General features: G+C 44.0%; 14 protein-coding genes. 4 read left to right on the top strand and 10 right to left on the bottom strand.

Features of this window, described 5'->3' with window-relative positions:
- Nucleotides 1–193 precede the first annotated feature (193 nt).
- The 3 genes from WJR50_RS14240 to WJR50_RS14230 are packed head-to-tail and all read left to right on the top strand — an operon-like array spanning nt 194 to nt 3,841.
- Nucleotides 194–982, top strand: a complete 789-nt coding sequence (locus WJR50_RS14240) for an N-formylglutamate amidohydrolase (RefSeq protein WP_341293965.1) — start codon at nt 194–196, stop codon at nt 980–982.
- Nucleotides 979–2,826 carry a peptidase MATCAP family protein gene (locus WJR50_RS14235; protein ID WP_341293964.1) on the top strand — a complete coding sequence of 616 codons (1,848 nt, stop codon included), beginning with the start codon at nt 979–981 and terminating at the stop codon, nt 2,824–2,826. The genes WJR50_RS14240 and WJR50_RS14235 overlap by 4 nt, the downstream gene beginning before the upstream one ends.
- Entirely contained in the window at nt 2,801–3,841 is a 1,041-nt protein-coding gene (locus WJR50_RS14230) for a glutathione synthetase (RefSeq protein ID WP_341293963.1), read from the top strand. The genes WJR50_RS14235 and WJR50_RS14230 overlap by 26 nt, the downstream gene beginning before the upstream one ends.
- A 137-nt stretch (nt 3,842–3,978) precedes the next feature.
- Here WJR50_RS14230 and WJR50_RS14225 read toward each other — a convergent pair whose 3' ends face one another.
- The 9 genes from WJR50_RS14225 to WJR50_RS14185 all read right to left on the bottom strand — a co-directional run bounded on the left by WJR50_RS14225 (nt 3,979) and on the right by WJR50_RS14185 (nt 13,895).
- Nucleotides 3,979–4,587, bottom strand: coding sequence for a YceI family protein (locus WJR50_RS14225; protein ID WP_341293962.1), 609 nt, complete (start codon nt 4,585–4,587; stop codon nt 3,979–3,981).
- Nucleotides 4,588–5,122: 535 nt separating this feature from the next.
- Nucleotides 5,123–6,667, bottom strand: a complete 1,545-nt coding sequence (locus WJR50_RS14220; protein ID WP_341293961.1) for a vanadium-dependent haloperoxidase — start codon at nt 6,665–6,667, stop codon at nt 5,123–5,125.
- Between the two features lie 19 nt (nt 6,668–6,686).
- On the bottom strand, nt 6,687–7,613 hold the full coding sequence (locus WJR50_RS14215) for a transporter (protein ID WP_341293960.1): 927 nt from the start codon (nt 7,611–7,613) through the stop codon (nt 6,687–6,689).
- Between the two features lie 339 nt (nt 7,614–7,952).
- Entirely contained in the window at nt 7,953–8,495 is a 543-nt protein-coding gene (locus WJR50_RS14210; protein WP_341293959.1) for a hypothetical protein, read from the bottom strand.
- A gap of 100 nt (nt 8,496–8,595) precedes the next feature.
- Entirely contained in the window at nt 8,596–9,702 is a 1,107-nt protein-coding gene (locus WJR50_RS14205; RefSeq protein WP_341293958.1) for a TPM domain-containing protein, read from the bottom strand.
- A complete protein-coding gene (locus tag WJR50_RS14200; RefSeq protein WP_341293957.1) occupies nt 9,695–10,345 on the bottom strand; it encodes a TPM domain-containing protein in 651 nt (216 codons plus the stop codon). The genes WJR50_RS14205 and WJR50_RS14200 overlap by 8 nt, the downstream gene beginning before the upstream one ends.
- A 2-nt stretch (nt 10,346–10,347) precedes the next feature.
- Entirely contained in the window at nt 10,348–11,385 is a 1,038-nt protein-coding gene (locus WJR50_RS14195) for a LemA family protein (protein WP_341293956.1), read from the bottom strand.
- Nucleotides 11,386–11,686: 301 nt separating this feature from the next.
- Nucleotides 11,687–13,126, bottom strand: coding sequence for an amidohydrolase (locus WJR50_RS14190; RefSeq protein ID WP_341293955.1), 1,440 nt, complete (start codon nt 13,124–13,126; stop codon nt 11,687–11,689).
- Nucleotides 13,127–13,157: 31 nt separating this feature from the next.
- Nucleotides 13,158–13,895: a TIGR04283 family arsenosugar biosynthesis glycosyltransferase gene (locus WJR50_RS14185; protein ID WP_341293954.1), complete on the bottom strand. Its 738-nt coding sequence runs from the start codon at nt 13,893–13,895 to the stop codon at nt 13,158–13,160.
- 131 nt (nt 13,896–14,026) lie between these two features.
- Between WJR50_RS14185 and WJR50_RS14180 the strand changes: the two genes are divergently transcribed.
- Entirely contained in the window at nt 14,027–14,872 is an 846-nt protein-coding gene (locus tag WJR50_RS14180) for a DUF547 domain-containing protein (protein WP_341293953.1), read from the top strand.
- 262 nt (nt 14,873–15,134) lie between these two features.
- Here WJR50_RS14180 and WJR50_RS14175 read toward each other — a convergent pair whose 3' ends face one another.
- Complete coding sequence (locus WJR50_RS14175; protein WP_341293952.1) at nt 15,135–15,764, bottom strand: PQLLE family protein; 630 nt, start codon at nt 15,762–15,764, stop codon at nt 15,135–15,137.
- Nucleotides 15,765–15,822 lie beyond the last annotated feature (58 nt).

Here is a 15,822-nt window from a genome sequence, read left to right as displayed (position 1 = left end):
TATGAGGTGGAAATCCCCATTTTTTTACCTCAACTGACATTAAGCTGTTGTGCGAAGTTTATCCTGGATAAAAAATTTCAAAAGTCTTTATTACAATCAAAAAAGCTCTTTTTAAACTGTTTGAATAGGATTTGACCCTTCACTATTGATTCTATCCAGATAAGAATGGTTGCCAAATTGTAATACTTCAGTTATGGTACACATAGAAATCAACACAGGAGATAGCCCCATTGTGACAGCGGCGATACACAACGGTCATCAGATCAGACCGGAGCTTCTGCCTTACCTGAATCTGAATGAGACAGAGCGGCTGAGGGAAGAAGATCCCTTCACCACTGAGTGGCTACAGATCTCCGACAATACAATAAAAGTACACAACTCACGCTTTGAAGTAGATGTCAATCGTCCCAGAGAAAAGGCGGTGTACTCAAAACCTAAAGATAGCTGGGGCTTGCAGGTATGGCAAGAAGATGTGCCTGCCGAACTGATTGAAAAGTCCCTGAATGTATATGATAACTTCTACCGTCAGATCGCCGATCATCTGGATCAGCTGCTGCTGAAGCATCCCTGGCTGGTAGTGTATGATTTTCATTCTTACAACTTCCGCCGGGAAGGGGTAGACCGCTATGCCAGCCCTGAGGAGAATCCGGAAATCAACATCGGTACGCAGAATATGGACCGCAAGCACTGGGCTCCGGTAGTGGATACACTGATACAGAACTTCAGAGAGTACAATTTTGAAGGCAGACACCTGGACGTGCGGGAGAATGTAAAATTTAAGGGAGGTTATTTCAGTAAGTGGATCAACGACCACTATGGAGACAGGGTATGTGTGCTGCCTATAGAAGTAAAGAAGTTTTTTATGAACGAATGGACAGGTGAGGCCAATCAGGATCAGCTCAAACACCTTAGAGAATTATTTATCTCTTCTATGCTCCCTGTTTGTAAGGCCGCTGAAGATCTCTATAAAGTGAAGGCATGAGTCTTGAAAAAACATTCATCAGTTACGTTTGCCGCTCGCTGGCAAATGGTAAAAGTGTGAACCGACGTTTACCCGAGGGAGGTAAGCTGTTTATTGATAAACCGCTGCCATATCTCTGCGTGTATCGCTATGCCGGAAAGGAAGACACATATTTATCCGGTTTGCTGAAGACGCAGGGGGCGTACCTCATCGTGCGACAGGATCTGGAAATTGATGAATTGCTTTCCTGCATTGCAGCTACGGCCTCTCATGCCTTCCATGCCTTTATGATCATTGAATTGTGGATGGCTCCAGAGAATGGCATTGAAACATTCAAGATATATGCCCCTGAAGATCGTTCGCCCGCTACAATCAAAGCCCTGAAAGAAGGCTTTGAAGAGATAGAAGCTGTGTACAATCCGCTGAAAGTACAGGTGCTGAACGCTGTGCATCGCCACCCTCCGGGATTAGCGCCTTTGCTCTCCCTGGACAAAGCGAAGGAGGTAGGAACCTTACAGGTAGGAATAGAAATTCCTTTGATTTATCAGGATGAAAAGGGAAATCTATATGCTTTATTGTACCGCAAGGTGAGGCGCAAAATCTCACAGGTGCTGAAGAAAGCAGCCTTTGAGTTTATCAGGGTACAGACATCCAATCAGTTTGGACACTATCTCACGCTGGGCAAAACTCAACTGACACAAATGGTACGCTCGGCAGATCGTCAGCTGGCGGAAGTGAGTGAGAAGATGAACTTTCTGCTGCGGGTTAGCCCGGTAAACCAGACGGTGGAGTTTGAGAACTTTAAAAAACATCATTACAACAAACCTCCCGAGTTCAATTACCGACTGATCTCACTGGACCCGGAAGAAGCAAAGCGCCGCCTGTTCAATTTACAGCTGGAGAACATTGAAGACCCTACGCTGGCTTTCCTCTTCCGTGACAAACGGATGGAACTGGAAAAACAGCTGCTGATGCTGGAAGAAAGAGAGACCAAAAGCTTTCTGCACCTGAGTAACAGCCTTTATGGTGAGCTGGGAGAGGAACTTATACAAATAGCAAAAGAGATATTGGAAGAAATTTCAGCAGAAGAGCGTGAGGAGGGAGAGCGAATGCAGGCTGAAGAATTTAAGCAACTTGCCTTAACAGAATTAGAGTATTATCGCCCCCATTTTCCTGATGTGGAACTGGGAGTAGAAATCAGAAAAGATATCAATGGTATTATGGTATCCAAAAGCAAGCTGCTGATCGGAGAAGATTTTTCATTAGAAGGAGCAAGGGCAGAGGCACTGCTACAACATGAGGTAGGTACACATATTCTCACCTACGGAAACGGTAAACATCAACCGTTCAAATTATTCTATGCCGGTATGGCAGGATACGACCCTCTGCAGGAAGGCCTGGCGGTGATGGCAGAATACTTAGTAGGGGGCCTGACCGCGGCTCGCTTAAGAATATTAGCCATTCGTGTACTGGCTGTGCAGTCGGTTTGTGAGGGTGCTGACTTCATTGAGACTTATCGCATGCTTAACCAGGATTACGGTTTTGTTGACAAAAGCGCATTCAACATAAGCACCAGGGTACACAGAGGCGGTGGTCTTACCAAAGATGCCGCCTATCTGAAAGGCCTGATAAAGTTGATGGAGTATCTGAGAAAAGGTGGGGAACTGGAACCGCTATACGCCGGTAAATTTGCCCTCGCTCATGTGCCCTATGTTAAAGAACTTATACACCGGCGGGTAGTCAAAACTCCCTTTCTACCGCCTTATATCAATAGCGAACTGGCCAGCAGCATGTTGGATGAAGTTCGCCGGGGGATTCCAATTACTAAACTCATTAATCATGAAGATAGCATTCGTTATCAATAGCATAGAAACAGAACGCGATGGTTATACCACGATTTATCTTGCCTTGTCGGCTTATAAAATGGGGCATGAAGTTTACCTCATAGGGGTGGGCGACCTGGGCTACACCTCAGATGGACATATGGTAGCCCGTGCCAAGACGGTAAAGGAGCATAAATATAAGTCTTCTTCTACCTTTCTAAAGGATTTGCAAAATGCAGAAACTACCCATGTCAGTTCAGAGGAACTGGATGTGATATTTCTGAGGAATAATCCTGCCGATGACATGAACGAAAGGAACTGGGCACAGAATGCGCCCTATATCTTTGCGCAGATTGCGCTGAAAGATAATGTAATCGTTTTGAACCATCCCGGCAGTTTGTCTGATGCCATCAACAAAATGTATTTCCAGCATTTTCCTGAAATACTGCGTCCCAGAACTATTATCACGCGTGATCCAAAAGAAATACATGCTTTTTTCAAGGACGAGAAGGAAAAGATGATTCTCAAACCTTTGCAGGGTTCGGGAGGCTCCAATGTATTTATGGTAGACAATAAGTCCAAAAGTAATCTTAACCAGATCATTGAAGCCATCAGTCGCGATGGATATATCATTGCACAGGAATATCTGCCCAAAGCCAAGGAAGGAGATACCCGCCTCTTCCTGATGAACGGTAAGCCTTTGCAGTGTAATGGTAAATATGCTGGCTTGCGCAGGGTAAATCAGGCAGATGAGATCAGAAGTAACATACATGCGGGAGGTAAACCCATGAAAGCCGAAGTGACCGAAGAAATGCTACAGCTGATGGAAGTGCTGCGTCCTAAACTGGTGCAGGACGGTATGTTTCTGGTAGGCGTAGACATTGTGGGGGATAAACTGATGGAAGTAAATGTGTTTAGTCCGGGAGGGCTTAATCTGATGTCGCAGATGTATGATGTAGATTACGGCAGCAAGATAATAAGAGCAATAGAGAAAAAGGTCTATTACCGAAATACCTATGATGGAGCTATTGATAACAAGACGGTCAATACACTATAGATGATTGCTTTACTGCTAAATTATACCAACCAAACTTTTTTTCATAAAGCGTTATTCCCGTGGAATAGCGCTTTATTTATAAAAAAGCCTCTCCCGGAAATCCCGAAAGAGGCAAGTAAAGGTTAAGCGAGTATATCTTATTTACCTACGGCAGTATTGGCAACCAGACTTACTTCCAGATCAAATTCATCGTAGATGGTTTTGTCACCTAAGTTGTCAAAGAAGCTACCTGAACCATAACGTACATCATATTTTGAACGGTCTACTACGATTTTAGCATCGGCTGTTACCTGACCTCCGTTTACTTTTACAGTAGCTGGGAAAGTCACTTCGTTGGTGATGTTTTTGATTGTCAGGTCACCAGTAATTTCGTACTGACCATCTTTGTTAGCCTTGGCTTTGGTGATGACAAACTGAGCAGTAGGATGATTTGCTACACCGAAGAAATCGTCAGACTTCAGGTGTCCTTCCAGTTTGCCTTTGTATTCGCCTTCCAGATCATCGTTTGCTATGGTGCTCATGTCAATTACAAAACTACCACCTTGCAGCTTATCGCCATTTACATCCAGATTACCTTCTTTGATTTTGATGGTTCCTGTATGCTCTCCGGTTACTTTGCGACCAGTCCATACGAGAGTACTCGCCTCGGCATCCACATTGTAAGATTCAACTTTAGTAGGCAAGGTAAATGATACCAATACCGAAGCGATAAGGGCAATTGAGGCAATGAGTTTAATTGATTTCATAATACTGTTGTTAGTTTGAGAATAACTCTTGTGTTAAATTTAGTTGTATATACAATAATTGTGGCTTAAAGGTTACAATAAGGTTGAGAAAAATGTCAGATAATATTTAAGTTATTGACAGATAGGCAATTAAAATAATTCTACGCCATCAAGAGTAGAGCAAATTCATTTTCAAATAATAAGTAAGGTTGCTAAATGCTGATATTTACATCAATAATTTATTGACAATCCCAATGTCCTCTGGCATAAATGCCTGAAGCAGTCCTGTGAAGTAGTGAAGCTCTGTAATTTCCAATTCAGCTGAAAATAAGTTTAATGAAAATGGACCATGTTTGCCGGTAAAGCTCCATTATTAACACTGTTCATGATTTGAGCACTTGCCAGTACCTCTTTCTTCTTTATCGCTTAGTTCAAGGGTATCCAGCACATATAGATTACGGTTACAAAATACCACTGCAGGAAAAGGAGATTCTCAAAATAATTGTGAATGAGAGAGGTAATAATCTCTGCTCACTCACAATTTTAATGTGTTTCCTTAGTCAGCTCCATCATTTTTAGCAACCTCAATAGTGTAGTTAGCTACTTTGATGCCCTGATCTGTTCCTACTTCCGCATCAAAGCGGTAATGTATGCCTCCGTATATTCTGGACTCCGCAGCTTCTAGCGCGAAGTTTCTGAAGGTTTCCGCTTCATTGGGAAAAATATAGGCAAGCACCTCTGCTCCGGCAGCAGAAAAAGCACTGTGCCCAGAGGTATAGCTGGGAAAATTGGGAGTGCCTGCGATGGTTTTATAGCCAGGAATTGTTTGTATAGGACGAGGATAATGATAATAATATTTGGCATCCCAGCAGCTAATTCCTGCATCCATGATCGCCATATTCATATAAGCAAAAGTTCGTGCTGAACGTAAGGGATTAAAACTATTCTTGACAATATGTTCTTTAGCTATCCTGTTCCAATGTCCTGGAGGAGTATAGGTACCAAGTCCGTCCTGCCAATAATTGGCAATCCTTCTCCATTCGTTATTCATGTTATCAGCAAAGTATTTGAGTTCTCTAGCATCTTTCTCAAATTCGGGCGTACCGGGAGCAGGAGGGGCTATGGGGCGTACCTCTTCTACAGTAGGTACATTCCACATTTTTACTTTGCCGAACAAAGGCGTTAGTCCAACGGGTCTCACAGGTTCCTCCAGATTATCCCATTGCCAGCCAAATCTTGCAAAGGCTGCTGCTTTAATGGAGTCGGATACAGGTTTAGGGCATTGCGCATATTTCATCCCATCATTGGCTGCTCTGGATATTGCCAATTTTGCTACTTCAGTGCCAATCAATTTGCCGGCAGCAATATCACTTTCCACATGAGCTCCTGCCCAGCTCAGGCTTGACAAATGTTCTTCCGCTTTTTCAGCCAGATATTCCTTTTCCAGCGGAAACATAAGAGAGAGTACATCTCTGGAAGCAATGGCAAGTACTGCGGCATCAGAAGGATAAGAGGGTAGGCGGTTATCCGTATAAGCATGCTGAATCGTTTCATCAAACTGATAAGGTGCCTCACGGTTAAACTTATACTTGTAGTGCCAGGCGGTTACGAGTCCATCAAACTGAGCCACACTTAGATAGGCCAGCATACGGCACGCGTAGGGAGGATGTGCAAATGGGAAGAGGGAAGGTCCGTCGGGTTTTGCCGGATCGGGTAAAGTATAACTACCATCTTCATTGGGCCCCGGTATTAAGTTGTATTTAGCTACCAGTTCCAATGCAATTTCATTCCACCGTATTACAGGATTATTGGTCCAGTATTCAACAGCTTCCCTTTGGCTGCTACTAAGGTTACTGACTGTTGCTTTTAAAGAGGACAGTTCGGCCTGGTAAGCATCGGAAGAAACATCATCAGGTACTGCAATTTCAATTTGTTCCGGATCAGAAAGAAGTATAGGATTCCAATTACCTCCATTTTCATCCAGATTGGCATACTCATAAGAAGCAAACTTAATATGAGTGGGCAAGTCTTCTTCACAGGAAAGCAGTGACAAAATCCCAAGACAAGTACAAATAGTATATATAAATAAATGATTTTTCATGATGAGAAGTGTTGTAGTTTTAGATCTTGAACTGATAAGTGACGCCAACTCCTATAAGGGAAAATTTACCTGCATTCCTGCCATTGATGACGTGATTGTAATAAGCCAGCACTCCCAATCCTTTGGGTTTTTTGAAATAGTATTGGGTTAATAATCCCAACTGATCAATATTGACTCTATTAGTAGGCTGACCGGCATTGTATTTCCGTATATCATCACCACTGGTGGATCTGAGGCCCATGTAACTGGCTTCAATCCTGAGTGAATTTTCTAATGCCCACATTCCCACTACGCCATCAAAATTCCACGCACTAGGCACATCCATCCAGGGGGTATAATAGCTGCCATTATTGTAGTAATAGTCTCTTTCGGCTTTAGTCTGACCCCTCCAAAGGTGAGCAAATGAACTGCGCACAAACATGCCATTATTCCACTTGTACTCAAGAATTCCTCTCAGGCTTAGTTCATTCGCTCCAAAGCCAATACTGTAGGGTCGGTAATCGGATAGATAATTGGTGATAGGAGTTGAATAGCCCAAGGTGCTAAGCAAAGCCAGGTTTCCATTTCCAAGCTGTTTGTTGAGAAGTTTTGCTTTTAACGCGAGCCCTAAATCCTGAAAGCCCTGGGCTCCGTAGAATTTTCCACCATTAGGCTCACTGGAAAAAGTTTTGACATAAGGAACGGTGACAATAAGGTTTACTTGATCCAAGAGGCCAATTGCTACCATAGGAACCAGCATTCTTCTGTTGAGGGTAGCTACCGTGGCGTTTTTTCTAAGTTCGCTTCCTTCCCAGTATTGATCCCACGAACCATGTTCATACATCAGGGCAAAACATAGTTCGCGTTTGTTCATCATAATAGCATCCGAAGGTGTTTGTGCCTGAGCAGTTCTCATAGAAAAGAGAAAAATCAGCACACATAGAGTGAGGGTATATATTTTTTGCATTGTTGTAATGTTTAAAGAAATAAAATGGGGTTGATACTCCAGGTATGCTATAGTCGGCATAAAGCTTTTCTATCCTGGCAGTACTACGACTTGATCCAATAGAAAAGACTTTTACTTTAGGCGCTGTAATCTTTTCGCACAGCTATAAGTGTACAAGGCAGGGCCTGAAAGTAATGTAAAGGCTGTCAATCCTGCTAAACGCATTGCATACCTTGAGTATAGTAATTAAAATGGCTTGGTATACTGCCAGACGAATGATGTAATGCTACTACATATTGATATTGTAATACCAGTATATCGCGCTTACTGGAATTCATCAGACTGTGATACCAATCTAATTTATGAGATTTGGGGAGGAGGGATAGGTACTACTGAGATGAATTCATAATGCTTAATTGCTACATCTCCGTAAGGATAAAGATTGAATTTTTTTTCAGGCTCATCCAAACACAAAGTCTGGTGAATAAGAAAGTTTTTGGTGAGGTTGATCCAGAGTTGCTGTCCATCAGCATCGGGCTGTGGAAGTGGAATGATGGAAGCCATCCATTGGTCAACAGATTTTTTCAGTTCTTTTTGTAAAGTGTCCTGCGCATATAAGATATGAAGGGTATCATTAGCATAACGCTGCTTTACTACGCGATAGAAATTACCGTCCACTTCTACTTTTCCGGAGGAAGGCACATACTTCTGCTGGTTGCTTTGGTAAGGGACGGCCAAAGGAATAGAGGTATGTAATAAATTTTCTTCACCCAGGCTTTCATCATAGGCTTTTTGTTGCCAACGATCATCCAGCTGCTGGCTGGCGAGCAGATAAATACCATAATATCCCATATGATACAGGAAGAAAACGCACAAAAGCACTATGGCAGAGATCCGACGCATTTAATTAAGTAGTGATAACTACAAACATGCAGAATTAGTAAGTAAAAATCAATATAATTAAAGTTTTTGAACTGCCGGAGAAGAATTGCAGAATAAAAATTTACCAACTCCCCGAGGCACCACCTCCACCGCTGAAGCCACCACCCCCACTGAACCCTCCCCTGGAAAATCCCCCTCCACCACTAAAGCCGCCTCCACTACTAAAACCTCCTCCTGTAGGAATTATCACTGTTTTTTGCTTTTGAAGCCGGGCAATGCGATATTCTTTTGTATGGGTATAATCGCAGTGTTTGCAGGCATACCTTCTTTCTCCGATTCCATCATGCGCATAGGTGGCACTTCTGACCACTTTTGTTTCTTTGCGGTAGTAAGTCTGGTAGCCACATTTAGGGCATTTGGAGTATGCCTGTTCCCAAATATTTTTATAGGGGATAATCAGCACATCATTCTCTTTGCCCGAGACCCACACATCATAATCTACTGAACCGATTGATTCCTCTACCTGCTGCCCGCGGTCAAGGTGAACATCTTCTTCCTTTTCACTCAGCTTTTTCATGGGTAGCCCCGTTTCCGAACTTACTCTGGGACGGTTCCTGCGGTGCCTTTTGATCAGAAATAATATGAGTCCCAATACTATAAGGCTCATTATGGCAGTGAGCAACCAGTGAAAAAAACTACTTCCTTTGCTTTGAGCAGCCTGTGGCTCCGTCAACTCATCGGTACCTTCAATTTGCCGCATAATGGCATCCGCACCGGCAGTGATTCCCTGCTCATAACTGTCCTGGCGGAAATAGGGGACTATTACATCCCGTATGATGCGGCTGGCATTGGCATCGGTGAGATAAGGCTCCAGTCCGTAGCCTACTTCAATGCGCAACTTTCTGTCTTTTGAAGAGATAAGGAGAAGAACGCCATTATCTTTGCCTGCCTGACCTAATTTCCACTGCTCAAAAGCACGTACTGCAAAGTCTTCAATATTTCCCTCTTCCAGGCTGTTGATGGTGAGGATGACAAGCTGGTGAGTTGTCTGCTGTTCAAAATTATACAGCTTGTCTTCCAATTGTCTTTCACTTTCATCAGGAATAAGGTCGGCATAATCATTGACTCGGGCAGAGAGATAGGGAACTTCCTGAGCATGGGCTGCATGCAGACAGAAAACAAATAATGTTAGCCAACAAAGTAAGCCATATGTACTGAGCTTATTCATCAATATGCACTTTGTTGGGTAATTCATTATCATCATCTACCGCTTTCTGTATGCCACTTTCTTCCAGTACCTTACCGCAACTGATAATTGCGTGAGAAATAGCAGCAGCGTAAGAACTGGTTCTCATATCATTGACCAGTTGTTGTAAAATATCATCCCACACTTGCTGCTCTACCACTTCGCTGATCCCTATATCCGGGAGAATGCTGGCATGCTTTTCAAAAAAGCTGATATAAAGCAGAATGCCCGTACGTTGCTCGGTTTGGCTGATGGATTGTTCTACAAAGAGCTGTTTGGCTTTGCCTTCGGCCTGCTGCCGCAAACTTTCTGCACTGATAAAAAACCGTTTGACAAATGGGAGAGACTCTGCAATTGTAGCTCCGGCTATACCTCCGGTGGTGCAGATCAAAAGCCATAAATAAGGAGGGAGCCAGAGTAGTGCGTCTGAGCTTAAGTAAAAGGTGGTAAGAATAATAGCAGTAAGCAGAGAGAACAGTGCACCGGCTCTCCAAAGCGTCTGCTCGTACCAGGAAGATTGTTTTGAAATGACCGGTACTATTTCTCCTCCTGATAATTTTTCAGCTTCTACTACTGCATTTTTAATTTGTAATACTTCTTCTTTGGTAAAAAGCGATTGGGACATAGTTAATCAAAGTTTACACTGGGGGCATTTTCTGCTCCGGCATTGGCTGAGAAATAGGCTTTGGTATCAAAACCTAAAAGATTATAAGGAAACTTACGGGCTTTGGCATTGTAAGCCTGAACGGACTGGTTGAAGCGCCTTCGCTCCACTGAAATGCGGTTTTCTGTGCCTTCCAACTGTGACTGTAGGTCGCGGAAATTTTCGGTGGCGGTAATCTGCGGATAATCCTCCGCCACTGCCATCAGTCGGGATAAGGATGAGCCTACTGCTGCCTGGTTTTGCTCAAACTGACGAAGGGCAACAGGAGTCAGATCAGTAGGATCCACGCTGCTGCTTATGGCCTGAGTTCTTGCATTGGTTACTTCGGTAAGCACATCCCGCTCAAAATCTGCAGCGGCCTCTACGGTGGCTACCAGATTAGGAATCAAGTCAGCACGGCGTTGGTAAACATTTTCTACCTGAGCCCAGGCTTCTATGGTTTCTTCTTCGGCACTTACCATGCTGTTGTAAGAAGTGAAGTACCAGATAATGACAACTAATGCTATGCCTCCCAGAACCATCCAGCGAATAAATTTACGGTTGCTTGTGCTTTTATGGGTTTGTGTGGTATATATCTCACGGCGGGTATTGAGTTCTTTCTTGAGCTTGAAAGCCTTCTCGTACTTACTGTTTATCAATAATGCTTGGTCCAGATGATATTCTGCCTGCCGAAAATCGTCTGAATTTTGCTGCGTGCCTCCACGATTGATATAAGCTTCGGCAGCCATTGTATGGGCCTCAACATCATTGGGCTTAAGGGCGCAAGCCGCTTCCAATTCTTCTACCGCATCCTGCCAGTTAGCATGTACGATATGATTTTTCCCTCTCTGCTTTTGGTTTTCAGCTCGTTTTTGAGCCTCCTGCCACTCCGCTTCGCTAAGCCCGGAGTCCAGTGCGATCTGTTTGAGTTCCTCATCCGAATAAAGCGTTTCCTGTCTGGAATATTGCAACTCAGTCAGTTTTTTCATGTAACGATCAAGCGCATCATCTGAAGAACTCATATTCGCTGGGTTTTTATGCTAAAATAAGAGTTTTGCTGAGAATGTTAGTATATGGTGTTATAGTTCTTAGTGTTATGGTTGGTTTGTAGCTTTATTCAAATATTCTTAAGTATTAAAAGGTTTTTTCTACTGTAAAGAACACTATTGTATAATAAATGTATCTTCCATAACACCATAACACCATAACACCATAACACCATAACACCATAACACCATAACACCACGAACATTAACACTCTAAATACAAAAAAGGTGAAGCACTAAACCTCACCTCTCATCCATGTAAAATGTTAATAAAATATTATTTTCGGTAATCCAAAGGGGGCTCGCGGTCTCCGATCAGGGCTTCGTACTGAAAACCTTCTCCTCTTCTTTGCGCAAATTCCTGCTGCGCTTCATCTATCACATTAGGTTTCTGGAAAAGCTCTATGCCGGTAAGCGCCATTGTCTTGGCAGCTACCATCATCCCTTTGATGCCAATGCTGGTGCCTCCCGCGGCTACTGCCTGCCAGGAGTGAGCCGAAGTACCGGGTACCCAGGTTGCTGTCCCCAGTCCAACCGTTGGCACGGCCCAGCTTACATCCCCTACATCGGAGGAGGCTTTGCCTTCCCTCATCTGTCGGGGCTGAATCTCTTGGGCAATACTGAGGTCTACTGCATTTTTGCCAAATGTTTCAGATATCTTCTCAGCGAAGGTTTTTTCTTCCGCATCATATTCCACGCCTCCTACAAATTGTAAATTCTCATACATGACTTCCGAAAGCGTTTCATTGGGGAGGATATTGTATACTCCGCCTACCACTTCTACTTCTACGCGGGTATCTGTACCTTGCGCAGCACCTTCGGCCGCATTGACCAGACGGTTCCACATATCCTTTACCTCTGCCACATCTTTGTGACGTACATAATAATATACCTCGGCAAAATTAGGCACCACATTTGGCGCATCACCTCCTTTGGTGATGACGTAATGAATACGGGAGCTTTCTTCAGTATGCTCTCGCATCATATTGACCATATAGTTCATGGCTTCTACACCATCTAACGCGGAGCGACCTCTTTCGGGAGCAAAAGCAGCGTGAGAAGCTTCTCCGTAAAAGCGAAACTTACCGGATTTGTTGGCTAGGGTAGTGCCGGGGCTGGCATCATTGGCGCTGGAAGGATGCCACTGCAGTACCACATCCACATCGTCAAACAGACCGGCGCGTACCATGTAGACTTTGCCTGATCCCCCTTCTTCGGCAGGGGTACCGAAGAATTTTACCGTGCCTGACTTCCTGTTGGATGCCAGCCACTCTTTCATAGCGATGGCTGAGGCAGCGGAGGCTACCCCAAAAAGGTGATGACCGCAGGCATGTCCGGCGGCACCTTCCACCAGTATTTCCCGTTCAGGAACTGCGGCCTGGGAAAGCCCCGGCAGGGCATCATATTCTCCCAGGATTCCGATGACCGGCTCACCGCTGCCGTAGCTGGCTACAAAAGCGGTAGGAATATCCGCTACACCACTTTCAATTATAAAGCCTGCCTTCTTAAGCTCATCCTGTAGCGCCTGTGCGCTTTTATTCTCCTGATAGCCCAGTTCGGCATAGTTCCAGATGTCCAGCGCTAGCTCACGGTAAGTATCTTGATGTTCTTCCAGGAAGGCGACTGTTTTCTTTTTGTATGACTGTGCCTGCGTTACAATAGGTAATAATATGAGCAGGCAGAATAATGTTGTGTAGTATAATTTGTTTGGCATCATAAATTTTTAGGCGCAATTTATAAAATCATGCCTAATATGCCCGCAGTGGTGAAGAAGTTTCCTGCTCAATTTTTGACTTTGGGTTTCTTACCAGTTTGGAATAGATATTTAGCATCGCGCGGGGAGAAAACCCCAGGCGATACATATTGAATACCACAAAATTGGCGAAGTTCACCCTTAAGTAGCTGTTCTCACGGTATTTGCGATCAGAAATTTGTACGCGCTTGCGCATATTCCTGAATAAAGCCTTTTTTCTGGCTCGTCTTATCAGTTCAAAGTCTTCCATAATCACATACTCCTCCCGGTAGCCACCTAATTCATCAAATAAATCTTTGTAGATGAATAGCGTCTGGTCTCCGCCATGCATAGCCTCCCCATCAAATCGGGTGAAGTAGGCATTGATTTTTAAAAATGGATTTTTAGAGAGAAAACGAGAGCGGTAGCCGCCCAGCAGATAACCGTCTGCCAGCGCAGTCTGTATATCTGCGATATAAGAAGGCGGTGGCGTGGTATCGGCATGTACAAAATACAGCACATCGCCAGAAGCTTTGGCAGCAGCATAGTTCATCTGCGTAGCTCTGCCCCGACGTGGAGAAAGAATAGTAGTAGCCCCCGCCTCTTTTGCGGCACTCAGCGTGTTATCCCTGCTGTGCCCATCGCTTACTATAATCTCTTCCAGCTTGTTCCCCGCATGTTGAGACAGGTAGCGGACAAGCCTGCCAATGTTGGCTTCTTCATTGAATGTTGGTATGATGACACTAATCTGCATTTGTGGTTTGTTTTATAGCTTCACGAACGCCAATTGCGTTATATAAAAAATGAAATCAATCCGTAAGACAATTAAGTTACGTACTACATATGAACGCTGGATTTCCTAAGGATCAATTATTTGTGAAAAATATGCTTACTACATTCATCATATGCACAGCACTGTTTCTGAATTGTTCTCCAGGAGATACAAACAAGAATAATGCTGCAAATGCAAATTCAGTACAAAAAGTACATGCTACTGACTATCTGCAACTCTCTCAACAGCTGGTACAAAGAGCAAAAGACAAGCAGGATGCCTCCCAAATCATAGAGCAGCTTGCCAATGCACCTGTGCAGGCGCTGGAAGACGCACTGGATACTGATGCCGCCAAAAAAGCTTTCTTTATCAATGTCTACAATGGTTTTGTGCAGCATATCCTGATGGAAAATCCTGAAAAATTTGAGGATAGGGATAAGTTTTTTACCAGCGAGCAGATTACCATCGCCGGAGAATCACTTAGCCTGGATGATATTGAGCACGGCATCATTCGCGGCTCTAAGGTAAAGTGGTCGTTGGGGCTGATACAGGACCCTTTTGCCGATGACTTTGAGAAAACTTTTCGGGTGAGCGAGACCGATCCCCGTATTCATTTTGCGCTCAACTGTGGGGCTAAAAGCTGTCCCTATATCGCTATTTATGATGCTGACCAATTGGATCAACAACTGGATATCATTTCACAGCAGTTTCTGGACCGCACTACTGATTATAAGCCGGAGGAAGAAAAAGTATACGTAACTTCGCTGATCAGCTGGTTCCGGGGTGACTTTGACGGACTGGATGGGGCTAAAGATATGCTGCGCCGCTACGGTATTATCCCCGAAGATGCCGATGCCGATATAGAATTTAAAGATTATGATTGGACGCTGGACCTGGGCAACTATACGGAATTAGAAGTCAATCAAAGCAAAACTACTTCTTCAGAGGGGGAGGAGTAGTATTATGGTGCTATAGTGTTATGGTGTTATGGTGTTATGGTTCGTTTAGAAGTTCGCAAAATATGCATAGGCAACGAATACGAATGTTGAAATGTATATTTGCATAATAGTTTTATTTAAGAGTTTGGCTTAGCACTATTGTTGATGAAATGCAAACCCTCTTTTTAAGTAGAAGTTGCTATAATAGCTTCACCCCTTGACGACCCTAAAACTATAACACAATAACACCAAGAACTATAACACCCTCTACAATCTGTAATAATTAAGACGGCACTACTATGCCCAGGGCTTCCATTTGCTGGGGAGAATCACTGAGGGCTACCTTAGCCACTTTATAAAATTGACGCATCCACAGCTCCATCTTTTCCATTTGCTGCTGCTTTTGCTGGGTCAGATCCTGCGCCCGGGCTTTGGCGAGTGCCTGGGTGGCCAGCAACTGCATCACCTGCTGTACCATCTGCTTTGTCTGTGTCAGCTCTTCCAGCGGCACATTGTATTTATCCATCATGGCGGCGGGTACAAGCTCATAAAAGCGTTCCGCATCGGCCAGCCAGTCAGCAGTAGCTTTTCTGCGTTTGCCACAGATGTTCAGATGATCATGGTAGTCAGCTTCCCTCTTGTATGCCAGTTTGGCAGTATCCTGATGTATGCGGAAGATGGCCAGCAAGGTATTCCTGGCCTGTTTGAGTTGGGCGGTAGCCAGGCGCGACTGTCCCATAGCCTCATAATGCATCTGCCTGAGGACTTTGAGCTGCAACAGACTGTTCAGCGCTTCCTTTAGCTTTTTTTCATTATAGCTGAACTTGCCGAGTAGGCTCAGCATTTCCGCATCGCTCAGCACATTCTGCAAAGCGATATAAGTCTGTTGAATGAATAAGTTTTGTTTAATCATCTCACTTCTAAGTTTTTAAGTGAGATTGCCTGGACAAATATTTTGCTGAATTTGCCGA

It is taken from the genome of Catalinimonas locisalis, assembly GCF_038039535.1.
GTDB lineage: Bacteria > Bacteroidota > Bacteroidia > Cytophagales > Cyclobacteriaceae > Catalinimonas.
The sequence above is the reverse complement of the archived record's forward strand: the minus strand, read 5'-3'. Positions and strand labels throughout refer to the sequence as shown.